This window comes from Candidatus Methylomirabilota bacterium (genome assembly GCA_035315345.1).
Lineage (GTDB): Bacteria > Methylomirabilota > Methylomirabilia > Rokubacteriales > CSP1-6 > CAMLFJ01.
In genome coordinates this window covers 46,211-71,434 of sequence record DATFYA010000214.1, presented here as the reverse complement: position 1 = coordinate 71,434, position 25,224 = coordinate 46,211, and the positions used below count along the sequence as shown (strand labels likewise).

Genomic DNA, 25,224 nt, shown 5'->3' with positions numbered 1-25,224 from the left:
TTCCTCGACGCGATCAAGTTCGAGCACACCGTCTTCGCGCTGCCCTTCGCCTACGTGGCGATGGTGCTGGCCGCCGACGGCTGGCCGGGCTGGCACGTGGTCATCTGGGTGACCCTCGCGATGGTGGGCGCACGCACGCTCGCCATGAGCGTGAACCGGCTGGCCGACCGGTTCATCGATGCGGCCAACCCGCGCACCGCGCAACGCCATCTGCCGACCGGCCGGCTCACGCCCGCGCAGGTCACGACGGCCGCGACGCTCTCGGCGGGCTTGCTCCTGCTCTCGGCCTGGATGCTCAATCCGCTCTGTCTGATGCTGTCGCCGCTCGCCGTGTCGTTCCTGGTGGGCTACTCCTACACCAAGCGGTTCACCTGGCTCTCGCACTGGATCCTCGGCTTCACCGACGGGATCGCGGCCGCGGGCGGCTGGATCTCGGTGCGCGCCGCCTTCGATCCCCCGGTCTACGTGCTGTGGTTCGCGCTCACCGTCTGGATCGCCGGCTTCGATCTGATCTACGCCTGCCAGGACGTGGAATTCGACCGGCGCCACGGGCTGCACTCGGTGCCCGCCCGCTTCGGCATCGCGGCCGCGTTGACCACCGCGCGGGTGTGCCACGTGCTGACCATCGCCGCGTTCGCGCTGCTGGGCTGGATGATGGGCCTGGGACTCCTGTACTGGGCCGGCGTGCTGGTGGTCGCGGCGCTGCTCGTCTACGAGCACTCGCTGGTCTCCCCGGGCGATCTGTCGCGGCTCGACATCGCCTTCTTCAACGTCAACGGCTACATCGCGGTGATCCTCTTCTTCTCGGTGATCGGAGGCCGGCTGCGGTGACCGAGACCCTGCACGGCACCGAGAAGGCCCGCTTCGTCAGCGCGATGTTCTCGCGCATCGCGCGGCGCTACGACCTGATGAACGGGCTCATGACGCTCGGCATGCACCACGCCTGGCGGCGGTTCGCGGCCCGCCAGACCATCGCCTCGCCCGAGGGCCCCGCGCTCGATCTGGCCACCGGGACCGGCGACCTGGCCCTCGACCTGGCCGAGGTGCATCCCCATCGCGTGGTCGTCGCGGCCGACTTCGCCCTCGGCATGCTCGCGGTCGCGCGCGAGAAGATGCGCGGGATCGAGGAAGCTCGGCGCGTGCGCCTGATGGCCGCCGACGCCCTCGCCCTGCCCTTCGAGACCCGCACGTTCGCGTGCGTGACCAGCGCCTTCCTGCTGCGCAACCTGGCCGATCTCGAGCAAGGCCTGCGTGAGATGAAGCGCGTGAGCCGGCCGGGCGGGCGGGTCGTCGCGCTGGAGATCACCCAGATGCGCGCCCCCGGCTTTGCCCCGCTCTTCCGCCTCTACTTCCACCACGTGGTGCCGTGGGTGGGTCAGCTGGTCGGCGGCGACCGCGAGGCCTACACCTACCTGCCGCAATCGGTGGACCGGTTCGTGACGCCCACGGAGCTGTCGGCGGTCATGGAAAAGGTCGGCCTGCGTGGGGTGCGCTATCGCCGACTCGGGCTCGGTACCGTCACCGTCCACGTCGGCATCGCCTGACGGGCCGGGCTACCACTCGGGGCTCGAGTAGTCCTCCCAGACGCGCCGGACCACTCGGATCTGATGGGCGCGGCCGTCCTTCTGATCGAGGGCGACGATGTCGCCCGCGTTGATGCGCTCGAGGTCGGTGCTGGTCCCCTCGTCGGTCACCACCTGGGCCTCGCCGCAGAGGAGATCGGTACACGCCTCGGCCTCTCCGCGCACGCGCAGGGTACCCGCGGCCTTGTCCACCGACACGACGTGGAATCGGTTGTGCTTGAGGGAATCGGTCAGGTTGTCCGCCATGGCACCCTCCTTTCCGATTGCGAACCGTTATAGCAGAGGGCGGGCCTGGATAACAGAGGGCGGTCGCGGATAACAGAGGCCGACCCCGCCCCGGCAAGCGGTGATAGTATTTTCCACGGTTTATGGGTACCGCCGTCGGACGTATCGCCGAGACGTTCTACTCGATCCAGGGTGAGGGAGCCACCGCCGGACTGCCTGCCGTCTTCGTCCGGCTGCAGGGATGCTCGGTGGGCTGCCGCTGGTGTGACACGAAGTACTCGTGGGACCCGGCGGCCGGCCGCGAGGTGACCCTGCCCGGCCTGCTCGCCGAGGTGGCCGCCTTCCCGTGTCGCCGCGTCGTCATCACCGGCGGCGAGCCGCTCGAATCGTCGCTCTTCGCGCCACTGGCGAGCGCGCTGGCCGAGCATGGCTACGCCGTCGAGGTCGAGACGTCGGGCACGCTCGAGCCACCGCACGAGGCGCCGGAGGCCATCCAGTGGAACGTCTCGGTCAAGCTCGCCGGCTCGGGCGTGGCGGACGACCGACGCGTCAATCCGGCCGCGATCGGCGCGCTCCTCATGCGCGAGGCCTGGTGGAAGTTCGTGGTCGGCGAGCCGGCGGAGGTCGACGAGGTCCTGACTCTCGCGGCGCGCTTCGCCCTGCCCCGCGACCGCGTGCTGCTGCAGCCCGAGGGGCTGCGGGCCGAGGACCTGGCCGCGCGAACCCCCTGGCTGGTCGAGGCGTGCAAGGCGCACGGCTTCCGGTTCTCGCCCCGGCTCCACATCCTCATCTGGGGCGCCCGGCGAGGCGTGTGATGGCGAGCCCCCGCGCGGTGGTGCTCCTCTCGGGCGGGCTCGACTCGGCCACCGCCCTCGCCGTCGCGCGGGACGAGGGCTTCGAATGCTACGCGCTGTCGTTCGACTACGGGCAGCGGCACGACCGCGAGCTCGAATCGGCCCGCCGGGTCGCGGGCGCGCTTGGGGCCAAGCAGCATCTCGTGCTGCGTCTCGACCTGCGCGCGATCGGCGGGTCCGCCCTCACCGCGGACATCGCCGTGCCCAAGTCCCGCAGCGAATCCGAGATGAGCGCCGGCATCCCGGTCACCTACGTCCCCGCTCGCAACACCATCTTCCTGAGCCACGCGCTGGCCTGGGCGGAAGTGCTCGAGTCGAGTGACATCTTCATCGGCGTAAACGCGCTCGACTATTCGGGTTACCCGGATTGCCGACCCGAGTACACGGAGGCCTTCGAGCGCCTGGCCAACCTGGCGACCCGGGCCGGCGTCGAGGGCCGGATGCGACTGCGAATCCACACGCCGTTGATCGACCTGAGCAAGGCGCAGATCGTCCGGCGGGGCACCGAGCTGGGGGTGGACTTCGGTCTCACGTGGTCCTGCTATGAGCCTCAGCCGGACGGGCGCGCGTGCGGCCGCTGCGACTCCTGCCTGCTGAGACGCAAGGGCTTCAGCGAGGCGGGACTGCGCGATCCCGTCCCCACCCGGCCCTGAGCCGCGGCCGCGATCTAGCGCAACCGGCGCGCGGGCACGCCGACGTAGTCGGCCCGGGGCCGGATCAGCCGGTTGTCCGCGTACTGCTCCATGATGTGCGCGCACCAGCCCGCCACCCGTCCCACCGCGAAGATCGAGGTGCAGAAATCGGGCGGGATGCCGAGGGCGTCGTAGACCACCGCCGAGAAGAAGTCCACGTTGACCGGCAGCGTCGTCCGCGCCTTCATGGCGTCGTAGAGGCGCTCGGCCACCTCGAAGAGCTTGCCACGGCCGGTGGCCTCGGCCATCGACTTGGCCATGCCCCGGAGCACCCGGGCCCGTGCGTCATCCACCTTGTAGACGCGGTGGCCGAAGCCGGGCATGCGCGTGCGGGGATTGGCGCGATCGCGCTTGGACAGGGACGCGCGCGCCCCCATGCGCGACTCGACCAGCGCCTCGGCCCGCCCCGGCTCGCCGATCTCGAGCAGCAGGGCGAGCACGTCCTCGTTGGCCCCGCCGTGGCGCGGGCCTTTCAGGGTCGAGATGGCGGCCACCACTGCCGAGTGCAGATCCGCGACGGTGGCCACCGCGACCCGCGCCGCGAAGGTGGAGGCGTTGAACTCGTGGTCGGCGTGCAGGGTGAGGATCACGTCGAGCACGCGGGCCACCTCGGCGGACGGCTCCTTGCCGTCGAGCATGGTCAGGAAGCTGGCCGCGTGGGAGCCGTCGCGTGGGGGAGCCTCCGGCTCGCGGTCGGTGCGGATGCGCTGCCAGGCCGCCACCGCGGCGGGCACCAGGTTCATGAGCCGGTAGGCCTTGCGCAGGTTGGCCTCGGGCTCGTTGGAGCGCACGTCGGGATCGTAGGCGGCGGCCAGCGACACCGCGGTGCGCAGCGCGTCCAGCGGATGGCAGTCGCGCGGCAACCGTCGCAGCATCTCCAGCACCGGCGCCGGCAGCGGACGCGCCTCGGCCATCCGCGTCGCGAATACGGCGCGCTCGGCGGCGGTGGGCAGCTCGCCGAACCAGAGCAGGTGCGTGGTGTCCTCGAAGCTGACCGACGCGGCGAGATCCGCGATCTCGTAGCCGCGGTAGTAGAGCCGTCCCGCCTCGCCGTCCACTCGGCAGATCGCCGAGCGCGCCGCGATCACGTCCTCCAGACCGTCCTTGTAGGCCGTCGCCATGGCTTGGTCCTCCCGAGTTGATTATACTTGATTTACATTGATTAGAATAGACGGGGCAGGATATCGCCGTACGGGGCAGGCGGCGGGCTGCTAGCATGGAAAGCGTCATGGTGATGGTGGACGGCGAGGAATATCTGAGCGGGGACGAGGCGGCCGCCCTGATGGGCGTGAAGCGCGAGACGCTCTATGCGTACGTGAGCCGCGGCATGCTCAAGAGCTACCGGCAGGGCATCAAGCGACAGCGCCTGTACCGGCGATCCGAGATCGAGGCCCTCGTGCGGCTCGCCCCCTCGGCGGACGACGCCGACTCGCGGGCGACGCGCGCCACGGAAGTCCCGCTCGCGGAGAGCTGGATCCGCGAATAGGCCGGGCGGTCAGGCCTGGAAGGCGGCCAGCGCTTCCTGAAGCCGCGCGGCGTCCGGGTCGTGCGGGCTGACCGACCGGGCGAAGCGCGCCCCGCAGGGACAGATCACGGCCAGCCGCAAGCCGCCCCCCTCGAGCGGCTTGCTCGCCCCGCGTAGCACTCCGCACTCGCGATGCGTCAGCACGAAGCCCCGCAGCTCGGCGTAGAGACCCATGGCCCGCTAGAGTAACAAACCCCGGCTCAGGCGTCCGCCGCGGGCTCGCTCAGGAATGCCTGCAGCACCTTCGCGAACGCGAGGGGCGCGTCCAGCACGAGGTGGTGGTACGTCCCGGGGATCTCGACGAGCCGGGCCCGCGGCAGCCGCCGCATCATGGCGGCCGCCATGTCGCCCGGCAAGATCGGGGAGTGCTCGCCCCGCACCAGGAGAGTCGGCGCGGTGATGCGCTCGAGGAGGGCCCACCCGTCGGTCGGTCGGCGGCGCCCGTTGCAGGCCGGGTCGAAGCGATAGAGGAAGCGGCCCTCGCGCTCGGTGATGCCCTCGCGGGCGAGATGCTCGAGCAGCCGCGGCTCCGCCACCGTCTCCCTCGGCAGGAGGCGAAAGCTCCGAAGGGCCGACTCCAGCGTTGCGTGCCGCATCGGTCCCCGGTCACCCCGCCGGTGCATGGTCTGGAGCCGCTCGGCCGGAATCGACGGGCGGCTGTCGATGACGACCAGGCGGGCCACCCGCTCGGGATGCCAGGCCGCGAACGCCATCGCGTTGTGGCCGCCCATCGAATGCCCGGCCACGGTCATGCGCGCCCAGCCCATCGCGTCCATTACCCCGACCAGGTCACCGGTGAAGTCCTCGGTGGCGTAGGCCGGGATCGGCGACCACTCACTGGCTCCGTGACCGCGCTGATCGAGCGCCAGCACGTGATGGTCGGGGACGAAGGTCGGCGCCACGGCATCGAACCAATGGGCGTGCGCGGAGCCTCCGTGGAGGAAGCAGAGCGCGGGGCGACCGGGCTCGCCCCACTCCAGCGCATGGAGAGCCAGGCCGTTCACGCTGAGGGTGCGGCGACGAGCGGTTTCGCAGGCGAAGCCAGTCGGATCGATCATGCGCGGCATTGTACTCGCGAGGCGCCGCGGTGGTGACCATCTGCGTCGTCACCTGGCGGACTTTTGTCAGCCGGCCGACGCGGCCGGCGAGTATCCGAAAATCGGAAACCACCTTTTCAGTCACTTGCCTCGACGTCGGGATGGCAAGCGGGTTGCTCTCGCTTTCAGTCGTTGCTCACTTTTCTCTTGGGCCCATACCTCTCATCGAGGAATATTCGAGACCGACGAATGGACGATAGCTCGCTGCCCCGCTCGCTCTCCTGGACCTCGCTGCTGCTCTTGACCCTGCTGGCCGGATTCGCCGAGTGCGCCCTCCTCTTCCCGGACGCGGTCGTGTCCACACGCCTGGCCGCCGCCCTGTCGTGGGATGCCGCGGTGTCCGGCGAGCCGTCGCCGGAGGCGGGCGTCGAGCCCTCCGCGACACCGGCCCCGGAGGCGCAGGCCCCGACGCCGGCACCCCAGACGCCGACCGTCAGCGCGCCGGCCGAGCCGCGGGGCGAGCCGAAGGTGATCAGCGGGCGCGTGCTCGATGCGGGCACCGGCTCTCCGATTCGCGGCGCCTCCATCTGGGCGGGTCGGGTCGAGGTCGTCACCGACGCCGATGGGCGCTTCACCACCGCCCCGGTCCAGGCCGGCTTCGCGGTATGGGTGAAGGCTCCCGGTTATGAGCGCAAGAAGCTGACGACCGAGAACACCGACGTGACCGTGAAGCTCCCCGCGCATCCGATCAAGGCGGCCTATCTCACCTACTACGGCGTGGCCGACCGGGGCATCCGGCAGCGGGTGCTCGACCTGGTGGCCCGCACCGAGCTGAACGCGGTCGTCATCGACGTCAAGGGCGATCGCGGCCTGATCCCCTACCGGACCCAGGTGCAGGCCGCGCTCGATGCGGGCGCGCAGGGGCCGGTCATCATCAAGGACTTCGACGAGCAGCTCGCCGGCTGGAAGGCGCAGGGCATCTACACCATCGCCCGGATCGTCGCCTTCAAGGACAACGTCCGCGCGAACGCGCGGCCCGACCTCGCCATCATCGACACCCGCACCGGGAAGCCGTGGATCGACCGCGAGAACCTGGCCTGGGTGGACCCGTTCCGCGAAGAGAACTGGGACTACCTGATCGCGGTGGCCAAGGAAGCCGCGGCCAAGGGCTTCGACGAGATTCAGTTCGACTACGTGCGCTTCCCCACCGACGGCAAGCTGGCCGCCGCGCGCTACTCGCAGCCCAACAACGCGCAGACCCGGCTGCCCGCCATCGCCGGCTTCCTGGCCAAGGCGCGCCGCGAGCTGGGCCCGACCGGCGTGTTCCTGGCCGCCGACATCTTCGGCTACACCGCCTTCAACACCAACGATACGGACATCGGGCAGCGGATCGAGGAGCTGTCCGTGAGCCTCGACTACATGTGCCCGATGGTCTACCCCTCGGGCTACCACCTGGGCATCCCGGGCGTCCGCAACCCGGTGCAGAATCCCTACGAGATCGTGAAGGAGAGCGTGCGGCTCACCCGCCAGCGCTCGCAGAACCCGGGCGCGCAGGTCCGGCCGTGGCTGCAGGACTTCAAGGACTACGCGTTCGACAAGCGCATCTTCGGCCAGGGCGAGATCCGCGCTCAGATCAAGGGTGCCGACGACGGCGGCGCGGCCGGCTGGATGCTGTGGAACCCGAAGAACGACTACACCGGCGCGGCGCTTCGCCCGAAGACCACCGCCATCTCCAAGTCGTCGCCGTAGCCGTGCGTCGCGTGCTCGCGATCGTCCTGGTCGCCGTCTCTCTGGGCGCCGCCGTCCTGGCCTCCGCCCAGGCTCCGGCCCGCGAGCCCAACGAGCTGGGCCGGGTCATGATCCTCGAGTACCACAAGATCGACAATCCCGAGGGCCGCTGGACCCGCACCCCCGAGAACTTCAAGCGCGATCTCACCCGCCTCTGGGAGCGCGGCTACCGCCTCGTTGCCCTGACCGAATATCTCGACGGCAAGATGACCCTGCCCGCGGGCACCTCACCGGTGATCCTCACCTTCGACGACTCGTCGCCCGGCCAGTTCCGCTACATCCAGCGCGGCGCCGACTGGGTCCTCGATCCCGAGTGCGGCCTCGGCATCCTGGAAGCGTTCGCGCGCGAGCATCCGGGCTTCGGGCGCGCCGCGACGTTCTACGTGCTGCCCGGCGCCAATCCCCCCAATCGCCTCTTCAACCAGCCCGACCTCGCCACCCGCAAGCTGCAGTACCTGGCGAGCCAGGGCTACGAGATCGGCAATCACTCGCTCTGGCACGCCGAGCTCGGGCGCTATCCCGGGCCGGTCGTGCGCGACCAGTTGGCCGGCGCGCAGGAGTGGGTGCAGCGCCACGTGCCGGGTTACCGCTTCCGGACCCTCGCGCTGCCCATGGGCAGCTATCCGAAGGAGCTCGGCTGGGCGGTCTCGGGCGAAGCCAAGGCCATGGCCTACAAGCATGACGCCATCCTCATGGTGGCCGGCGGGGCGGCCCCCTCCCCGCACGCGAAGAGCTTCGATCCCCTGCACCTGCCTCGCATCCAGGCCGTCGAGAAGGATCTCGACTACTGGCTGACGTACTTCGACCGCAATCCGGGCGATCGCTACGTGAGCGACGGCGATGCCGGCACGATCACGGTGGTCAGCGGCAACGCGGGCAAGCTGGGCGCGGTGCGGGCCGCGCGGGTGATCGAGCGGAAGTAGCCTACTTGTAGAGGAGGTAGGACGCCCGTCGCTGCAGGAACGAGGCGTGGGCGGCGTCGGCCCAGGCGAGCAGCCGCCCGAAGGGATCCCCCCGCAGGAACGACCACATCGTCGAGCGATTCACCAGCAGGTTCTGGATGGCAGCCGGGTGGAACTGGGCGCCGTAGCGCTCGGTCAGCTCACGGCCCAGCGCCAGCCCCACCGAGACCGCGCGAATGGCATCGCGGTCGGTCACGCTCAGCTGCACGCCGCCGACGCTGCGTCCCGCGTAGACGCTCGAGGTCGGGGTGAAGAAGATCGGCTGGAACTGCACGCCGGCCAGACCCCGGGCATTCATGGCGTCGGCCAGCACCTGGGGATCGCTGATCCACGGAGCGCCGACGACCTCGAACGGCAGCTCGGTGCCGCGACCGACCGACAGGTTGGTGGCCTCCAGCAGCCCCACGCCGGAATACAGCAGCGCCTGTGTAGGCGTCCGGATGTTGGGCGATGGATTCACCCACGGCAGGCCGGTCTCGTCGAACCACTGCCCGCGCTGCCACCGGTCGAGCGGCACCACCGTCAGCTTGACCGGCAGCTTCCGCTCGGCCACTACCATCTGGGCGAACTCGCCGATGGTCATCCCGGTCCGCACCGGAATCGTGTGCGGGGCCGTGAATGAGCGCATGTCGGGATCCATCAGCGGCCCTTCCACGACGCTGCCCGTGATCGGATTCGGCCGGTCGAGCACCACCACCTGGATTCCGCGTCGACCGCCCTCCTCGAGGGCGTAGACCAGCGTGGTCAGGTACGTGTAGTAGCGGACGCCGACGTCCTGGATGTCGAAGACCAGCGTGTCGATGCCGTTCAGCATCTCCGGCGACGGACGACGCGTCGGCCCGTACAGGCTCCAGATCGGCAGCCCGGTGGCCGCGTCTCGGCCGTGCGGGACGTTGGCGTCGACCTGCCCGGTGATGCCGTGCTCGGGCGAGAAGAGCGCGCGCAGGCGGACCTGCGGGGCGGCGGCCAGCAGGTCCACGCCCCGGCGACCCTGACCGTCGATGCCGGTCTGGTTGGTGATCAGCCCGATCGTCCGCCCGGCCAGCAGCGCGAAGTCCTCGGCGACGAGCCGGTCGAGTCCCGTCACCGTCGGGCCCTCCGGCCGCGCGGGCGGGTCGGACGCGGGCCCCGGCGTCTGGGTCTCCACGGTCGCGGTCTCCACCGGCGGCGCCTCGCGCGGAGCGAACCGGGTGCCGACGGCCGCGCTGATGCGTCGGCGCAGCTCCGCCACGGTCCCCTTGCCGTAGGGGTGCACGCGATTGGTGAGCAGGATCATGTACACCTGGCTCGCCGGATCCATCCAGATCGCGGTGCCGGTGTAACCGGTGTGCCCGACCGAGCCCGCGGGGAAGTAGGCGCCCAGCGTACGCGAGTACGGCGAGGCGATGTCCCAGCCCAGCCCCCGCGTCGACTCGCCGATCACGTGCGGCGAGAACATGGCCCGCACCGTGGCTTCCTTCAGGTAGCGCCGCCCGCCGAGCTGCCCCCCGTTGAGCAGCATCCGGCAGAATCGCGAGAGATCGGCCGCGGTCGAGAATACGCCGGCGTGCCCGGCCACGCCGTGGAGCAGCCGCGCGTTGCCGTCGTGCACGACGCCACGCAGCGGCCCGTGCGCGTTCACCACCTCGGTGGGCGCGATGCGCTTGCGCCACGACACCGGCGGGGCGAACGCGGTGTCGCGCATGCCGAGCGGCGTGTAGAACTGCCGCTGGGCGAAGCGGTCGAGCGGCTGGCCGCTCACGCGACGCACCAGCTCGCCCAGCAGGATGAAGCCGGTGTCGCTGTAGAGGAACGTGCCGCCGGGCGGGACCGAGAGTCCGACCTTGGCCTGCAGCTCCGCCGCCTTCGGGAAGCCGCGGGTCATCGCCTCGCGCGAGGGCAGGTCGGGCAAGCCCGCCGAATGGGTGAGCAGCCGGGCCACCGTCACGTCCTGGTAGGCGGGCGTGTTGAACTCCTTCAGATAGTGGCCGAGCGGCTGGTTGAGATCGATCTTGCCCATCTCCCACAGCCGCAGCACCGAGGGCGTCGTCGCCACGACCTTGGTGAGCGAGGCGATGTCGAAGATGGTGTCGGCGGTCATCAGCTCGGGCGCCGGTACGGTGGCGCGCCAGCCGAGCACCTTGCGGTGGAGGATCTGATCGCCCTGGCCGACGAGGAGCACCGCGCCCGGCACCTCGGACGCGGCGACCGAGTCACGGACCGCATCGTCCGCGGCCTGCGTCCATCCGGTGGTCTGCGCCCGAAGCGGAGAGGAGATCGACATCACGAGCGGCACGAACAGGAGCAGGACTGCCGAAAACCGCATGGCCCCATGATACGGGCTGACCACGGGTGCCGCCGACGGAAAATGGGGCGGCCCCGTGCTAGGATTCGCCCGTGGCGCAGCGGGTGTTCGTTACCGGTGGCACGGGGTTCGTCGGCAAGAGCGTCGTTCGCGCACTTCTTGCGCAGGGATTTCTCGTCCGGCTGCTCGTGCGGCCCGGGTCCGAGCACGATCTGAAGGGATTCGAGTCGATCGATCGCGTGCCCGGCGACGTGATGAGGCCGGACGGCCTGGCTCCGAGCGTCGAGGGCTGCTCCGCGCTCGTCAATCTGGTCGGCATCATCGAGGAGCAGCGCCGCCGCGGCGTCACCTTCGAGCGGCTGCACGTGCAGGCCACGCGCAACATGGTGGCGCTGGCCCGCGCCGTCGGCATCAAGCGCTACGTGCAGATGAGCGCGCTGGGCACCCGGCCCGACGCGCGCGCCCGCTATCACCGCACGAAGTGGGAGGCCGAGGACGCGGTACGGGCAAGCGACCTGGACTGGACCATCTTCCGCCCGTCGATCATCTTCGGGCGCGGCGACGCCTTCGTCTCGATGCTCGCGCGCATGGTCAAGCGCGCGCCGATCGTTCCGGTGCTGGGGAGCGGGCGCTATCGGCTTCAACCGATTCCGGTGGAGCAGGTGGCCGACGGCTTCGCGCGGGTCCTGCGGGGGCCGGTCGGCGTGCGCCAGGCGTACGACGTGGCCGGGCCGCAGCCGGTGGCCTTCGTCGACCTGCTCGACGCGATCGGGCATGCCCTCGGCCGCACGCGCGTGCGGAAGATGCACGTGCCACTCGGCCCGGTCAAGGTCATGACCCGCGCGCTCGACTGGCTGCCGTTCTACCCGGTCTCCACGGATCAGCTCCTCATGCTCGAGGAGGAGAGCGTCGGCGATCCCTCGCGGTTCTTCGCCGACCTCGGCATCAAGCCCGAGCCCCTCGCGGTCGGGCTGCATCGCATGCTCGGCCCGTCGTGAGCGAGTGGCCGCACCACGGCGCGTTCCCCCACCAGCACGGCGACGCTCGCGGCCTCATGGAGCGCATCGAGGCCCAGCTGCGCGAGCGCATCGAGGAAGCGCTCGAGATGGCCGCGCTGAAGCTCATGGTGGATGCTCGCGCGCAGACCGGCCGGCCGGCGCCGGAGAGCACGAGCGCCGCCGATCGCGCCGAGTTCCAGACCATCAGCGGCGCCCTGCTGTCGCGTCTGCGCGAGCAATTCTCGGCAGACCTGCCCGACGACCAGCGCGCGCGCCTCACGCAGGCTGAAGCCGCGATGGCGGACCCGGCCGCCCGGTTGCTGGCCGGCCAGGTCTTCCTCGCCCGCCACCTGCCCGACTACTGGCAGCGCCTGGAGCGCTATCAGCGCGAAGACGCCGAGCGCTATCTGGCCGAGGCGCGGCGACCCGGCTGGGTCAAGCGGCTCTTCGGCGCTCCGTAGCCTCCTCCGTCTCCCGGTGAAGCTCGGCCAGCACCCAGAGGTCCTCGCACTCCTCGATCGCCCGCGCCCATTCGGCGTACCCGTCGAGCAGGGCCGTGCGGAGTCCGCTCAGGTGGTCCTCGGATCGGTCGATGCGGGCTTTCAGCTCACCCGCCATCCCGGTGCCAGTCTCGGCACTCATGCGAGCAGCGATGCGGTCTACGAGACGGTTCAGATCGTCCTGCAGCAGTCTCTCCAGGGTGTTCATCCCAGCACCTCCTGTGGGATTCATATACTAAACATGTGAGGAGTGTGACTGTCAACCACGGATGCCCCACCTGGGCTCCCCTTTGCTTGACGAGCTGAAACACTCGACGTAACATCGCAACACATGTTGCACGGGTGGCTGATCCTGTTGCTGACCCTGCCGCCGCGGCCCTCGAGCCTCCGCGTGCGCGCCTGGCGGCGCTTGCGCGCCCTCGGTGCCGTGGCCCTCAAGAGCGGCGCGTATCTGCTGCCCGACAGGGGAGACTGCTACGAACAGTTCCAGTGGCTCGCCCAGGAGATCGACCGTGACGGTGGCGACGCCACCCTGCTCCGGGTAGATCGAGTGGAGAACATGCAGCAGCCTGAGATCGTCCGCCTCTTCCAGGACGTGCGCAACGAGGACTATGCCGCCCTCGCCGACCGCTATCGCAAGCTCCTCAAGGGCCGGCGCCCACGTCTCGGTGACGAGCTCGCTCGGCTCTCCCGCGAGCTCGGCCGACTGGCCGAGATCGACTTCTTCGAGGCCTCCGGGCGCCGCGAGGTCGAGCGCGTGCGCGAGGCGGTCGAACAGCGTACTGCCAGCGCGCGCGTCCGACCGGCCGGCGCGGCGCCGCCGCTCGATCTGGCGGCGCTCAAGGGACGGCGGTGGGTCACGCGGCCGCGGCCGCACGTCGACCGGATCGCCTCGGCCTGGCTCATCAAGCGCTTCGTGGACCCGGACGCCGAATTCGCCTTTGCGCCACCCGACCAGCTGCCCGCTGATGCCATCCCCTTCGACATGGCCGGGGTCGATCTCGGCCACCAGGGCGACGACTGCACTTCGAGACGCTGCTGCGACGCACCGGCCTGCGCGACCGGAAGCTCGCGATCCTCGCCGAGATCGTCCACGAGGCCGACCTGAAGGACGAGAAATTCGCGCGCGACGAGGCCCGCGGCCTGGACCTGGTCTTGCGCGGTCTGCTCGGCGCGATCAAGGACGACCATGAAGCGCTGGTCCTGGGCATGACCTTGTTCGATGGCCTCTACGCCACGATCGGAGACCGTCCATGACGGAGCCCCGTACGACCTGGGGTCTCGTTCGCTACTTCCTCTATCTCGGCTCGCTTGGCTTCGGCGGCCCGGTGGCGCTCATCGGGTACATGCAGCGCGATCTCGTCGAGCGCCGACAATGGTTCGACCCGGCGGACTACATGAAGGGCCTGGCGCTCTCCCAGCTCGCGCCGGGCCCGCTCGCGGCGCAGCTCGCCATGTGCCTCGGCTACGCGCACGGCCGGCTGGCCGGCGCGACGCTGGTCGGCCTCGCGTTCATCGGGCCCTCACTCCTCATGACTCTCGCGCTCGGGGCGCTCTACGTGGCCTACGGCGGGTTGCCGTGGATGCAGGCCGCCTTCTACGGCGTCGGGGCCGCGGTCATCGGGATCATCGTGCGGTCCGCCTGGAAGCTGATGCGTCTCACCATGGGTCGCGATCGTCTGCTCTGGGCCGTCGCCGGGCTGATGGCCGTGGTCACCGCGTGGAGCGAGACCGAGGTGGGCAGCTTGTTCATCCTGTGCGGCGTCGTCGTGCTGCTGCTGCAGGCGCCCCCGCGCCGTCTGCTCTCGTGGGCGGGGTCGGGCCGGACGCTGCCGGCGCTGGTGCCGCTCACCGGGATGGCGGTCCCGCCGACCGCGACGGCCGCTACCGCCACCGGGCTCGCGCAGATCTTGTGGTTCTTCACGAAGGCAGGGGCCTTCGTGTTCGGCAGCGGACTTGCCATCGTGCCGTTTCTGCATGGAGGGGTCGTGATGGAGTATCGATGGCTGACCGACAAGCAGTTCCTCGACGCGGTCGCGGTGGCGATGCTGACGCCCGGACCGGTCGTGATCACGGTGGCTTTCATCGGCTATCTCGTCGCCGGGCTCTCCGGCGGCATCACGGCAGCGATCGGCGTCTTCCTGCCCACGTACCTCTTCGTCGTCGTCCCCTACCCGTGGTTCGACCGCTTCAGCGACAATCCGCAGGTCAAGGCGTTCGTGAGCGGCGTGACCGCGGCGGCGGCCGGAGCCATCGCGGGCGCCTGCGTCGTGCTGGGCCGCCGGGCCATCGTCGATCCATCCACGGCCCTGCTCGCGCTCGGAACGTTCGGCCTCCTCTGGCGTTTCAAGACTCCGGAACCCGTCCTGATCGCAGCCGCGGGCGCGATCGGGCTGCTCGTCTTCTGGCTTCGAGGCGCGCCATGAGGGCGGTGCTCGCGCTGACCGGAGCCGCGGTCGCGCTGGCTGGCGTGGTCTGGGCTCAGCCCTCGCGGGACTGGCTGACCGGGCAAACCGGCCGCGGCACCGCGCGCAGGAGCCGGCAGGAGAGCGCTCACACCTATCGGGGCGGGGCCGCGTTCGGCTGGGCGGTCCTGGAGGGCACGGCGCTCCGCGACGGCTGGGTCGAGACTCGCTTCCGGCCGGTGGACGGCCGAGAGGATCGAGCGGGAGGCGTCGTGTGGCGCTGGCGCGACGCGGACAACTACTACGTCGCGCGCGGCAATGCGCTGGAGGGCAATGTCGTCGCGTACAAGATGGTGAAGAGCCGCCGGACGGATCTCGCGCCGGCCGGATCCCCGCGTGGCGCCTACGGCGTGAAGGTGGCGGTGGCCGCGGGAGTCTGGCACACGCTCCGCGTCGACTTCACGGGCCCCGAGTTCGTCGTCACCTACGATGGCCAGGACTCTTCACGGTCCGCGACGAAACCTTCCCCGACGCGGGCTCGGTGGGGATCTGGTCCAAAGCCGACAGCACGACCGAGTTCGACCAGTTCCGGTACGAGGTCAAGCCATGAGCACGACGACCCGAATCCTTTTTGTGTGCCTCCACGGCGCGGCCAAGAGCGTGCTCGCGGCAGCCGACTGCCGGCGTCTCGCACGCGCGCGCGGTCTCGACGTCACGGCCGCCTCCGCGGGCACCGAGCCCGACGTCGCGGTAGCCCCGGGGGTCGTCCGCACGCTGCTGGCGGAAGGGCTCGACCTGAGTGATCAGCAGCCCCGCAAGGTCACGAGCGCCGACACGGCCGCGGCGTCCCGCATCGTTGCCTTCGGCTGCGACCTGCGCGACGTCGCAGCGCCCGGCGTCGCGGTCGAGCAGTGGACGGACGTGCCGCCGGTCGGCGACGACCTGCCCGCAGCTCGAGCCGTCATCCGACAACATCTCGAGCGGCTGCTGGACGAATGCGCCGCCGGAGGACCGCGCCGATGAAATGGGTGGCCCGTCGCAAGGCCCGCGTCGATCGTATCGCCTGCCCCTGGCTGATCCGACGCTTCATCGACCCGGAGGCGGAGTTCCTGTTCGTTCCCGAGGACCAGGTGATGGCCCCCGCACGGCGTGAGGGCGCCGTGCCGTTCGACGTGCCCACGGTCGAGCTCGGCCATCACGGGGACCACTGCTCCTTCGATGCCTTCATCGACACGTACCGGCTGGAAGATCCCGCGCTCGGCGTGCTGGCCCGGATCGACGCACTGTACGCGTATTGCCGGGCTGAGCGCGCGTGAGCCGAGACGCCCGCCTGGTCCTCGTCGCCAAGACCGCACGGACGTTCTGCTACGGCTTCCTGGGTGTGCTGTTCCCGCTCTATCTGGCCGAGCGGGGCATGGATGCGTGGGAGATCGGGGTGGCGGTCACACTCACCCTGCTCGCCAGCGCGGCCATGACCTTCGGGATCCGCCGGCCCGCCGAGCGCCATGGCCCGCGCGCGGCCCTCATCGCCCAGGCCGGTCTCATCGTGGTCTCGGCGCTCCTGCTGCTGGCCACCGACCATCCGTGGGTCGTCGTGGGCGCCGCCATGATCGGCAACCTCGCGGTGGGCACCGGCGAGACCGGTCCGTTCCTCACCCTCGAACAGGTCGCGGTCACGCGCGCGAGCCCCCGGGCCGAGCTGACCACCGCACTGAGCCTGTACAACCTGGCCGGCTACGCCGCGTCCGCGGTCGGGGCGGCGACCGTGACGCGCGCCGGCGGCTCACCCCGGCTCCTCTTCGCCGTGTTCCTGCTGGGCGGGCTGGTTCAGATCGCGGCCTACGCGCGGATGGCCGCGGGCGGCCCGGTCCCCGGGGGCGCCCGTTCCGCGGCGGCGATGCCCTCGCGGCCGCTCGTCCGCCGGCTGGCCGCGCTGTTCGCGCTGGATTCGCTCGCCGGCGGCTTCGTGCTGCAGAGTCTCGTCGCCTACTGGTTCTACACGCGCTTCGGGATGGGCCTGGCTGCGCTCGGATGGACGTTCTTCGGGGCGCAGGTGCTCTCGGGCCTTTCGCTGCTGCTCGCCGCTCGCCTCGCCCCGCGACTGGGCCTGGTCAAGACCATGGTGTTCTCGCATCTCATCTCGAACCTGCTGCTGATCGCGGTGGCGCTGGCCCCGTCGGCGTGGCTCGCGGTCGTCATGCTGCTGGCACGCCACCTGCTCTCCCAGATGGATGTGCCGACCCGCCAGAGCTTTCTCATGCTGGCCGTGCAGGACCACGAGCGCGAGGGCGCAGCCAGCCTCACCAATGTGAGCCGCACGCTGGCGCAATCGGTGAGCCCCGCGCTCACCGGCTGGGTGATGACCAGCGTGTCGGTCGCCGCGCCCTTCTTCCTGGGCGGCGGGCTCAAGATCGTCTACGACCTGATGCTCTACGCGACGATCCGGAAGGTCGTTCTCGATACCGGCGCCTCACGTGCGCCGGCCAGCTGAGGTCAGTCGCGCGGGCGGCCGATCATGCAGGAGATCTGGTAGCGATGGCGGGCGACCCACGCGTAGAGCCGAGGCGCCAGCACCTCGACGCCGGGGAGCCGGAACACCCCGGCCAGCCACCGCCACCCGCGGAGCCGGCGCAGGATCTCGGGGATCGCGGCGTCACCGACCAAGACATGGCCATCCGGTAGGATGAGCTGCATGGCCTGGAGACAGTCTCCTTCGGACATCCACGGATACCGAGCGCGGCGCTCAGGCGCCTGGCAAGGCAAGAACTCGAAGTAGCCCGGCACCGCGCGACCAGAGATCCAGGACACCCCGCCGCGACACAGGCCGCAGGCGCCATCGTAGATCAGGACCGCGCGCGCCCGGGCGGGGGCCTGGGCTTCCTCGACTTTGGAGCTCATGGGCGGTCATTGTACGCCTGTCGTGCGGCGGCGCTCGATCCAGGCGTGGATGGTCGCGATCAGCGTGCGCGACAGACACCAGCACGCCGCCCGCCGAAGTCAGCGATAGGCGCACGGCGGCACGTTCGTGCGCCACGGCCCCTGGGTCAGGTGCTCGCCGGGCGGGAACAAACGCAGCTGCTCGGCGGGCAGCGTCGGCCGGAGGCGGCGACCGCGCACGGTCAGGAAGTAGGCGGCCCGCATCGCGTCCACGCCGAGGCGTCGCAGGTCCTGCGCATCGCGCGGCAGCGTGCGACGGCGCTCGGCCACCAGCCGTCGCGCCGCGGTCGGGCCGATGCCCGGCACGCGCAGCAGCAGCTCGTACGGAGCGCGCTCGAGCGCAACCGGGAACTGCTCGGTGTGGGCCAGAGCCCAGGCGGTCTTCGGGTCGTGATCGAGCGCCAGGTTGCCGTCGCCACCGAACACCAGCTCCTCGAACCGGAAGCCGTACTGCCGAAGCAGGTGCTCGGCCTGGTAGAGCCGCCACTCGCGGGCCGCGGGCGCGGGCCGGAGGCCTTCCATGGGCGTGCCCTCCACCGGCTGGAAGGCGCTGAAGTGCGCGTGGTGGAGCAGGCCGCGGCCCTCGAGACCGCTCACCACGCCCAGGATCTCGCGGTCGCGCTCGCCCTGCGCGCCCACCACGAACTGCGTCGTCGTCCCCGCCGCCGCGACCCCTTCCCGTCCTTCGAGCCGCGCCTCGCGCGAGAGACGGCCGGCCAGCATGAGGTTCGGCAGAAGATCGCCCGAGTAGTCCTTCTCGCGAGCCAGGCCGCGCACCACCCCGTCGTTGGGGCCTTCGAGATTGACGGAGACACGCGTGGCCAGCCGCGTGGCCTGCACGACCTGCTCGCGCTCCGCGCCGGGCAGCAGCTTGACGTGCACGTAGCCGGCGAAGCCTTCCCGCTTCCTCAAAATCTCGATCGCGGCCAGCATGCGATCGACCGCCCGCGACGCGCGGCCGGGCACGCCCGAGGTGAGGAAGAGCCCCTGGGCGACTCCGGCGCGATGCGACTCCATGAACGTCCGCGCCACCTCCTCCGGCGAGAGCGCGGTCCGCTTCACGCGCCCGCCACAGAACGTCGGGCAGTAGCCGCAGGACAGCGAGCAGGCGTTCGTCTGCATCACGCGCATGAGCGTCGTGGATCCGCCACCGGGCAGGCGGACCGGCCGGATGCCCACCGGGCCGTCGCTCAGTCGCGCGCGGACCGGAAGGCCGGTCTCCCGATCATCGGCGGCGGCGTCGGCCAGGATCCGGAAGCGTTGCGCGCGGTCCATGCGATATACTAAACACAAGTTGAGCTAGACGGCAAGCACGTCCACCTGCGCTAGAATGGCCGGCCATGAGAGCGAGACGAGCGCTGACGATCGGGCTCACCGCCGCTCTCGCCGCGTGCGCGCGCGTTCCGGGTCAAGAGGTGCCGGACGTCCGGACACCGCCAGCCGTGGTCAACGAGATGCTGAGGCTAGCCAACGTAACTACCGATGACGTCGTCTATGATCTGGGATCGGGCGATGGCCGTATCGTCATCGCCGCCGCGAAGGACCGGGGTGCCCGCGGGGTCGGCTACGAGATCGATCCCACGCTGGCGAAGCAGGCCACCGACCGCGCCCGCGGCCTGGGGCTGAGCGACCGGGTCACGTTCCACCAGGGGGATTTGTTCCAGGCCGATCTGCGCCCGGCCACCGTCGTGACGCTCTACCTGGGGAACGAGCTGAACCGCCGGCTGCGCCTGAAGCTCCTCAGCGAGCTCCGCCCTGGCTCGCGAGTCGTATCGCACAACTTCGGGATGGCGGACTGGGTTCCGACGCAGACGATGCAAGTGTCGAGCAGCCAGGGCACCCACACGCTGTACTTGTGGGTGGTGCCCGCGAGGTAACGCGGGCGGTCGAGCACCCCCTCACCCTGCCCTCCCCCCCCGGAGGGGGAGAGGGAGAGGGAGAGAGGGCGGATCAGACGCCGGTGACGACCTTGAGGGAGTCGCGGAGCACGGAGACGAGGCGGTCGACCTGCTCCTCACTCACCACCAGCGGCGGCGCGAAGAAGACGTGCTCGAGCCGCGCGCGCGTGATCACCCCGCGCTTGGTCATCTCGGCGAGCACCCGCGGCCCCACCTTCTTGTCGGCGCCGAAGGGTGCCTTGGTGCCACGATCTTCGACCAGCTCCACCGCGGCCAGCAGGCCCTTGCCGCCGCGGATGTCGCCCACGTGCTTGTGGTCGCCGAGCGCCTGCTGCAGGCCCTTGTGCAGCCGCGTGCCCATGGCCGCCGCCCGCTCCCACAGCCGCTCCCGTTCCATGATCTCGAGGTTCTTGATGCCGACCGCGCAGCAGGTCGGGTGCCCCGAGTACGTGTAGGCGTGCATCCACTTGTCCTCGGGCTTGACGTCGTCCATCGCCTGCTTGATCGCCTTCGAGACCATGATGCCGCCCAGCGGCAGATAGCCCGACGACACGCCCTTGGCGAAGGAGACGATGTCCGGCAGCACGTTCCAGTGCTCGAGGGCGAACCACTTGCCGGTGCGGCAGAAGCCGGTGATGACCTCGTCGGCGATGAACAGCACGTCGTGCTTGTCGCAGACCTGGCGCACCAGCGGGAAGTAGTCGTCGGTGGGATAGAGCACCCCGCCGCCGCCGTGGATCGGCTCGGCGATGAAGGCGGCCACCGTGTCCGCCCCCTCGCGCACGATCGCCTCTTCCAAAAGACGCGCGGCAGTTTGCCCCGCGGTCTCTCCCGGCTTGGCGCCCTCCTGTCGGTACGGATAACACGTTGGAATATGCACGAAGTTCGGCACCCGCGGCTCGAACATCTTCCAGTACGGCGACATGCCGGTGGCGCTCATCGCCTGCAGCGTCACCCCATGGTAGGCCAGCGACCGCGCGATGATCTTGACCTTGTCCGGCTTGCCCCGAGTCTTCCAGTAGAAGCGCGCGGTCTTGAACGCCGACTCGTTGGACTCGGCGCCCCCCGAGGTGAAGAACACGCCCTGCATGTTCTTGTAGGCAATCGTCATCAGCTTGGAGGCCAGCTCGATCGCCGGGATGTTCGACGAGCCCGAGTAGGCCGAGAAGTAGGCCAGCTCGCGGATCTGGTTGGCCGCCGCGTCCGCCAGCTCGGTGCGCCCGTGGCCCACGTTGACGTTCCAGAGCCCGGCCAGACCGTCGATGTACTCGCGGCCCTGCACGTCGGTCAGCACGGCGCCGCGGCCGCGCACGTAGACCATCGGCTCCAGGTGATCGCTCGGATGATGCAGCGGATGGATCAGATGATCCTGGTCGTCCTTGATGAGCTGTGCGGCCTCGACCGGCATGGGTGCCTCCTACGGGCTCGGCTGGTGGTAGATGGATGTGCCGGGCGCGTGCGCCCGGTAGTCCCCGCCCGGAATCGGCACGCCGCGATCGAGTGGGCCGATGTACCAGTAGATCCACGCGGCCATCTCGCGGTCGTCCGCGGTCCGGACGGCAACCTCCCGGCGATGATACTGGGGTCCCTCGACCGAGTCCAGCCTCGACCACAGCGCGGTCTCGGTCACACGGTACACCTCGCCGCGGAGCGCGCCGTCGCGGTCCGCCACCGCGCCGGGATACGAGCCCAGGTCGATGATCCGCCCCGTCACCTGGCCCGGGCCAACGAACAGCGCGCGGCCGTCGAGCAGGTGATGCAGACGGAATCCCCGCATCAGCGTGCCGTAGGTGAAGAGCAGGTCGGTGGGTGGCGTGACGGGGCGGGGGCTACGGGCGGCGCGGCTCGCTCTTCCCGGCGTCTCGCTCCTCACGGGAGCACCCGGCGGCAGCCGCTCAGGTCCGGATGCCGAAGCGCGGGAGGATCCAGCGATTGAGCGCGAACCAGGCGATCAGCACCACCACGACGATGACGGCGGATTCCACGGTCTAGGACTCCGCCTTCTCGTCGCCCACCGCCTGCAGCACCGCGCCCAGGAAATCCCGCTCGGGGATCGCGCCCTCGAAGCCGACCTTGTCGTTGATGACGATCTTGGGCACCGCCATCACCTGGTAGCGCTGCGACAGCTCCGGGAACTCGTTGGCCTCGATGCACTCGGCCCGAACCTTCGGAGACGCGATCGCCATGTGGTGCGCCAGGCGCACGGCCCGGGGGCAGTGCGGTCAGGTGGGCGTCGCGAAGACCTTGATCGTGACGTCCTCGGTGAGCCCCGCGAGCGCGGCCTTGGTGGCGTCGCTCAGCCCGGCGTCCCCGGTGGACACCGCGATGATGGAGTCGATCAGGTTGGAGAACTCGTAGCCGGCCGGCATGCCCAGGAAGCGGATGCCGTAGTCCTGGGCCCCCTCGACCACCACCGCCGGAGACTCGGTGATGCGGTAGGCGGCCGCCTGGTCGCGCTCGATGTGCGGATTGAGCACGGTCACCGACAGCTGGTCGGAGAGCGCCGCGACCTCGCGAATGAGGGCCACCGTCTGGCCGTTGTGCTCGCCCCCCAGCTCCGAGGCGAACACGGTCAGCTTGACCGGCCCGCCGATGCGCTCGAACTCCTGCTTGACCGCCGCCTCGTCCTTCGCCGAGAGGAATGCCATGCCTGGAGTATACCGACTTACTTCGGGGCGCCCCGGACGATTTCCAGCATGCGGCGATACCCCGAGGGATCGATGCGCGCGTCGATGAGCGCGGGGCCATGCCCGGTCTGCGCCCCGATCAGGGCCTGGCGCAGGCTCGCCTCGTCGGTGGCCGTGAAGGCGCGCAGGCCGAAGGCCCGGGCCAGCGCCGGGAGGTCCGGGCCCGCGTAGCGCAGCGAGACGCCCTCGAAGCCCTTCTGCTCCTGCTTGACCTCGATCAGCGACAGCGCCAGGTCGTTGAACACCACGATGAGGATCGGCAGGCGCAGCCGCGCCACCGTCTCCAGCTCCGCCGCCACCATCATGAGGCCGCCGTCGCCGGTGAAGCACACCACGCGCCGGTCCGGGTGGACGAGCTGCGCCGCGATGGCCGCGGGCAACGCGAAGCCCATGGTGGCGAGCCCGTTCGAGATCAGCAGCTCGCCCGGCTCCAGAGCGTGCCAGTACGCGGTCGCCGGGAACATGTGCGCGCCCGCGTCCACGCTGGCGATGCTGCCGGCGGCGGTCAGCTCGCGCGTCACCTGTGCGACCCGATGCGGGGCCAGCCCGTCCACCGGCACCTCGAGCGCGGTCAGGCGCTCGCGTCGGATCCGGTCCACCGCGGCCACGTCCCAGTCGGATTCGGTCCCCTGCGGAATGAGTCGCGGCGCCAGGTCCTCCAGGATCGCGGCCAGGTCGCCCACCACCTCGAGCGCCGGGGTGAAGTACGCGCCTCCGCCCGGCGCGCGGAGCCGCGGCTCGGCGGCGGCACCGCGAGTCAGGCTCAGCACCGGCGCCGAGTACGACCAGCGCCGGGGAATCAGCTCGACGGTGTCGAGGCCGAAAGCGATGATCAGGTCCGCCCGCTTCACGAGCGGCTCCTCGAGCGCGCCGCCCGTGAAGATGCCGAGGGCCAGCGGATGCGGGTCGGGAATGGCGCCCTTGGCCTTGTACGTGGTCAGCACCGGCGCGGGCAGCGCCTCCGCGAAGGCCTGCAGCCATTTCGCGTCGGCCGGGCGGCAGCCGAGCCCGGCGATGACGAGCGGGCGCTTGGCCGCGCGAATCATGCCGGCCGCCTGCTCCACCTGCGCCTCCTCGGGCGCCGGCAACGGCGCGCGCGTGACGGACGTCGCCAGGGGGACGGCGTGCTGCCCGGCGACGTCGGCCGGCAAATCCAGGTGCACCGGTCCGCGCGGCTCGGCCAGGGCCAGCTGCACGGCATGGGCGATCCAGTGCGCCGCCGAATCGGCGCTGACCGTGAGCGTGCCCTTGGTGATGGGACCGACGTGGCTGCTGTGGTCCAGGTACTGGTGCGACGCGAACTCGAGCACCCCGGCCGGGTGGCGATCGCTGATGTAGATCAGCGGCGAGCGATCGAGTAGCGCGTGGGCCAGCCCGGTGGCGCTGGCCGTGACCCCGGGGCCGAGCGTGGACAGCACCGCGCCCGGCCGGCCGGTCAGGTCGCCGGTCACCGCGGCCATGATGCAGGCGGCCCACTCCTGATGGCAGAGCACGAAGGGCAGCCCACGCGCCCGGGCGGCCTCGAGGACTTCCAGATTGGACCCGCCACCCGGCACCCCGAAGATCCGGGGCACCTGGGCCCGCACGAGCCCGTCCACCAGGAGAGCGGCGACGGTCGGCATCCGGGGTCCTGGGCGCGGCTCGCGCCGGGCCGTCGCGCGGCTAGCCTCCCGCGAGACGCGTGAAGACCGGCTCCATGCGCTCGAGGGCCTTGCGGAGGTTGGCCTCGGCGCTGGCGTACGACAGCCGGAGGTACCCCTCGCCGTATTGCCCGAACGCGGAGCCGCCCAGCACCGCGACGCCGGCCTCCTTCAGCAGAATTTCCGCGATCTCGGCGGAAGGACGCTTCAGCGCCTTCACGTTGGGGAACACGTAGAAGGCCCCCCGCGGCAACCGGCACGACACGCCGGGTAGCCGATTGAGGCCGGCCACCAGCACGTCGCGGCGGCGCTTGAACTCGGCCACCATCTCGGTCACCGGCGTCTGATCCCCCTGCAGCGCCGCGATGCCCGCGTGCTGGGTGAACGAGGCGGTGCACGAGTTGGAGTTCACCATGAGCCGGGTCACGTGCTCGGCCAGGGCCACCGGCATCACCCCGTAGCCGAGGCGCCAGCCGGTCATGGCGTACGCCTTGGAGAACCCGTCGAGGATGATGACCAGGTCCTTCATGCCCGGAAAGCGGGTGATCGACGCGAACTCGCCCTCGTAGCGGAAGGCCTTGTAGATCTCGTCGGACAGCACAGGGATGCGGTAGGTCTTGGCGATCTCCGCGATGCGCCCGAGCTGATCGGGCTCCAGCACGCCGCCGGTCGGGTTCTGCGGCGAGTTGATGACGATCAGCTTCGTCTTGCGGGAGACGCTCTTCTCCAGCACGTCGAGGTCGAAGCCGAAGCCACTCTCCTCGCGCAGGGGGATCGGCACCGGCTTGCCGCCCACGAAGTTGATCACCGATTCGTAGATGGGAAAGCCGGGATTGGGATGCACCACCTCGTCGCCCGGGTTGATGAGCGCGGTGATGACGAAGTACATGATGGGCTTCGCGCCGGGCGTCACCACGATCTCATCGGCAGTGATCGGGATGCTGCGCGTGCCCTCCACGTCCTTCACGATGGCCTCGCGCAGCTCCGGCAGGCCGGCGGCGGGGCCATAGTGGGTCGCGCCGCTGTCCAGCGCCCGCTTGGCCGCCTCGCGGATGTGCTTCGGCGTGTCGAAGTCCGGCTCGCCGATCTCGAGGTGGATGATCTCCTTGCCCTGCCGCTCGAGGGCCTTCGCCCGCGCCAGCACCTCGAACGCCGATTCCGTGCCCAGACGTGACATCCGCTCCGCAAAGTCCATGGTGGCGCCGATTA

29 protein-coding genes and 1 pseudogene are annotated in these 25,224 nt (G+C 70.3%); 16 read left to right on the top strand and 14 right to left on the bottom strand.

The features are described from left to right. Both VKN16_27670 and VKN16_27665 read left to right on the top strand, forming a co-directional pair. On the top strand, window positions 1-831 hold an 831-nt coding region (locus tag VKN16_27670), incomplete at its 5' end, for a UbiA-like polyprenyltransferase (protein ID HME98000.1). Beyond that, the gene (locus VKN16_27665; protein HME97999.1) at window positions 828-1,544 is read left to right on the top strand and encodes a ubiquinone/menaquinone biosynthesis methyltransferase; all 717 of its coding nucleotides are present in this window, start codon (window positions 828-830) and stop codon (window positions 1,542-1,544) included. The genes VKN16_27670 and VKN16_27665, both read left to right, overlap by 4 nt. A gap of 9 nt (window positions 1,545-1,553) precedes the next feature. Here VKN16_27665 and VKN16_27660 read toward each other — a convergent pair whose 3' ends face one another. Beyond that, window positions 1,554-1,829 (bottom strand): hypothetical protein, encoded by a 276-nt coding sequence (locus VKN16_27660; protein HME97998.1) that lies wholly within the window; start codon window positions 1,827-1,829, stop codon window positions 1,554-1,556. A 122-nt stretch (window positions 1,830-1,951) separates the two neighbouring features. Between VKN16_27660 and VKN16_27655 the strand changes: the two genes are divergently transcribed. Further along, window positions 1,952-2,623 carry a 7-carboxy-7-deazaguanine synthase QueE gene (locus tag VKN16_27655; protein ID HME97997.1) on the top strand — a complete coding sequence of 224 codons (672 nt, stop codon included), beginning with the start codon at window positions 1,952-1,954 and terminating at the stop codon, window positions 2,621-2,623. Beyond that, window positions 2,623-3,315, top strand: coding sequence for a 7-cyano-7-deazaguanine synthase QueC (queC, locus tag VKN16_27650; GenBank protein ID HME97996.1), 693 nt, complete (start codon window positions 2,623-2,625; stop codon window positions 3,313-3,315). Before VKN16_27655 ends, queC begins: the two co-directional genes overlap by 1 nt. Before the next feature lie 14 nt (window positions 3,316-3,329). Here queC and VKN16_27645 read toward each other — a convergent pair whose 3' ends face one another. Next, the gene (locus VKN16_27645; GenBank protein HME97995.1) at window positions 3,330-4,475 is read right to left on the bottom strand and encodes a citrate/2-methylcitrate synthase; all 1,146 of its coding nucleotides are present in this window, start codon (window positions 4,473-4,475) and stop codon (window positions 3,330-3,332) included. A 95-nt stretch (window positions 4,476-4,570) separates the two neighbouring features. Here VKN16_27645 and VKN16_27640 point away from each other — a divergent pair, with 95 nt between their 5' ends. Continuing rightward, window positions 4,571-4,840 carry a helix-turn-helix domain-containing protein gene (locus VKN16_27640; protein HME97994.1) on the top strand — a complete coding sequence of 90 codons (270 nt, stop codon included), beginning with the start codon at window positions 4,571-4,573 and terminating at the stop codon, window positions 4,838-4,840. A gap of 9 nt (window positions 4,841-4,849) precedes the next feature. On the opposite strand, the gene VKN16_27635 is transcribed toward VKN16_27640, so the two are convergent. After that, on the bottom strand, window positions 4,850-5,053 hold the full coding sequence (locus VKN16_27635) for a hypothetical protein (GenBank protein HME97993.1): 204 nt from the start codon (window positions 5,051-5,053) through the stop codon (window positions 4,850-4,852). Between the two features lie 26 nt (window positions 5,054-5,079). Then, complete coding sequence (locus VKN16_27630; protein ID HME97992.1) at window positions 5,080-5,937, bottom strand: alpha/beta hydrolase; 858 nt, start codon at window positions 5,935-5,937, stop codon at window positions 5,080-5,082. Between the two features lie 228 nt (window positions 5,938-6,165). Here VKN16_27630 and VKN16_27625 point away from each other — a divergent pair, with 228 nt between their 5' ends. Next, entirely contained in the window at window positions 6,166-7,665 is a 1,500-nt protein-coding gene (locus VKN16_27625; GenBank protein ID HME97991.1) for a putative glycoside hydrolase, read from the top strand. A gap of 11 nt (window positions 7,666-7,676) precedes the next feature. After that, window positions 7,677-8,627, top strand: coding sequence for a polysaccharide deacetylase family protein (locus tag VKN16_27620; protein ID HME97990.1), 951 nt, complete (start codon window positions 7,677-7,679; stop codon window positions 8,625-8,627). Between the two features lies 1 nt (window position 8,628). On the opposite strand, the gene VKN16_27615 is transcribed toward VKN16_27620, so the two are convergent. Further along, complete coding sequence (locus VKN16_27615) at window positions 8,629-10,971, bottom strand: exo-beta-N-acetylmuramidase NamZ domain-containing protein (GenBank protein ID HME97989.1); 2,343 nt, start codon at window positions 10,969-10,971, stop codon at window positions 8,629-8,631. 71 nt (window positions 10,972-11,042) lie between these two features. Here VKN16_27615 and VKN16_27610 point away from each other — a divergent pair, with 71 nt between their 5' ends. Continuing rightward, complete coding sequence (locus VKN16_27610; GenBank protein ID HME97988.1) at window positions 11,043-11,948, top strand: complex I NDUFA9 subunit family protein; 906 nt, start codon at window positions 11,043-11,045, stop codon at window positions 11,946-11,948. Further along, window positions 11,945-12,409, top strand: coding sequence for a hypothetical protein (locus tag VKN16_27605; GenBank protein HME97987.1), 465 nt, complete (start codon window positions 11,945-11,947; stop codon window positions 12,407-12,409). The genes VKN16_27610 and VKN16_27605 overlap by 4 nt, the downstream gene beginning before the upstream one ends. On the opposite strand, the gene VKN16_27600 is transcribed toward VKN16_27605, so the two are convergent. Then, window positions 12,384-12,656, bottom strand: coding sequence for a hypothetical protein (locus VKN16_27600; GenBank protein ID HME97986.1), 273 nt, complete (start codon window positions 12,654-12,656; stop codon window positions 12,384-12,386). The genes VKN16_27605 and VKN16_27600 overlap by 26 nt on opposite strands. A 123-nt stretch (window positions 12,657-12,779) precedes the next feature. Here VKN16_27600 and VKN16_27595 point away from each other — a divergent pair, with 123 nt between their 5' ends. From VKN16_27595 to VKN16_27570, 6 genes and pseudogenes are all read left to right on the top strand, one after another. Then, the gene (locus tag VKN16_27595; GenBank protein ID HME97985.1) at window positions 12,780-13,556 is read left to right on the top strand and encodes a chromate resistance protein ChrB domain-containing protein; all 777 of its coding nucleotides are present in this window, start codon (window positions 12,780-12,782) and stop codon (window positions 13,554-13,556) included. Then, window positions 13,469-13,705, top strand: coding sequence for a chromate resistance protein ChrB domain-containing protein (locus tag VKN16_27590; protein HME97984.1), 237 nt, complete (start codon window positions 13,469-13,471; stop codon window positions 13,703-13,705). Before VKN16_27595 ends, VKN16_27590 begins: the two co-directional genes overlap by 88 nt. After that, window positions 13,702-14,874: a chromate transporter gene (locus VKN16_27585; GenBank protein HME97983.1), complete on the top strand. Its 1,173-nt coding sequence runs from the start codon at window positions 13,702-13,704 to the stop codon at window positions 14,872-14,874. The genes VKN16_27590 and VKN16_27585 overlap by 4 nt, the downstream gene beginning before the upstream one ends. Window positions 14,875-15,459: 585 nt before the next feature. Further along, window positions 15,460-15,876, top strand: coding sequence for a hypothetical protein (locus tag VKN16_27580; GenBank protein ID HME97982.1), 417 nt, complete (start codon window positions 15,460-15,462; stop codon window positions 15,874-15,876). Further along, window positions 15,873-16,124 (top strand): annotated as a pseudogene (locus VKN16_27575) (chromate resistance protein ChrB domain-containing protein). The gene VKN16_27580 and the pseudogene VKN16_27575 overlap by 4 nt, the downstream one beginning before the upstream one ends. 41 nt (window positions 16,125-16,165) lie before the next feature. Then, window positions 16,166-17,344, top strand: a complete 1,179-nt coding sequence (locus VKN16_27570) for an MFS transporter (GenBank protein ID HME97981.1) — start codon at window positions 16,166-16,168, stop codon at window positions 17,342-17,344. A 2-nt stretch (window positions 17,345-17,346) separates the two neighbouring features. Here VKN16_27570 and VKN16_27565 read toward each other — a convergent pair whose 3' ends face one another. Together VKN16_27565 and VKN16_27560 are read right to left on the bottom strand one after the other, a co-directional pair. Next, window positions 17,347-17,751, bottom strand: a complete 405-nt coding sequence (locus tag VKN16_27565) for a DUF393 domain-containing protein (GenBank protein HME97980.1) — start codon at window positions 17,749-17,751, stop codon at window positions 17,347-17,349. A gap of 99 nt (window positions 17,752-17,850) precedes the next feature. Further along, entirely contained in the window at window positions 17,851-19,065 is a 1,215-nt protein-coding gene (locus VKN16_27560) for a radical SAM protein (GenBank protein HME97979.1), read from the bottom strand. A gap of 65 nt (window positions 19,066-19,130) precedes the next feature. Between VKN16_27560 and VKN16_27555 the strand changes: the two genes are divergently transcribed. Continuing rightward, window positions 19,131-19,667 (top strand): class I SAM-dependent methyltransferase, encoded by a 537-nt coding sequence (locus VKN16_27555; GenBank protein ID HME97978.1) that lies wholly within the window; start codon window positions 19,131-19,133, stop codon window positions 19,665-19,667. A 73-nt stretch (window positions 19,668-19,740) separates the two neighbouring features. Here VKN16_27555 and VKN16_27550 read toward each other — a convergent pair whose 3' ends face one another. The 6 genes from VKN16_27550 to VKN16_27525 all read right to left on the bottom strand — a co-directional run bounded on the left by VKN16_27550 (window position 19,741) and on the right by VKN16_27525 (window position 25,210). Then, on the bottom strand, window positions 19,741-21,096 hold the full coding sequence (locus VKN16_27550) for an aspartate aminotransferase family protein (GenBank protein ID HME97977.1): 1,356 nt from the start codon (window positions 21,094-21,096) through the stop codon (window positions 19,741-19,743). A gap of 9 nt (window positions 21,097-21,105) precedes the next feature. Further along, window positions 21,106-21,561: a gamma-glutamylcyclotransferase family protein gene (locus VKN16_27545; protein ID HME97976.1), complete on the bottom strand. Its 456-nt coding sequence runs from the start codon at window positions 21,559-21,561 to the stop codon at window positions 21,106-21,108. 115 nt (window positions 21,562-21,676) lie between these two features. Next, window positions 21,677-21,874 carry a thioredoxin family protein gene (locus VKN16_27540; protein ID HME97975.1) on the bottom strand — a complete coding sequence of 66 codons (198 nt, stop codon included), beginning with the start codon at window positions 21,872-21,874 and terminating at the stop codon, window positions 21,677-21,679. 36 nt (window positions 21,875-21,910) lie between these two features. Further along, window positions 21,911-22,336 (bottom strand): hypothetical protein, encoded by a 426-nt coding sequence (locus VKN16_27535; protein ID HME97974.1) that lies wholly within the window; start codon window positions 22,334-22,336, stop codon window positions 21,911-21,913. Window positions 22,337-22,353: 17 nt separating this feature from the next. Then, window positions 22,354-23,997 carry a thiamine pyrophosphate-binding protein gene (locus VKN16_27530; protein HME97973.1) on the bottom strand — a complete coding sequence of 548 codons (1,644 nt, stop codon included), beginning with the start codon at window positions 23,995-23,997 and terminating at the stop codon, window positions 22,354-22,356. A gap of 40 nt (window positions 23,998-24,037) precedes the next feature. Beyond that, entirely contained in the window at window positions 24,038-25,210 is a 1,173-nt protein-coding gene (locus tag VKN16_27525; protein HME97972.1) for a pyridoxal phosphate-dependent aminotransferase, read from the bottom strand. Window positions 25,211-25,224: the final 14 nt, after the last annotated feature.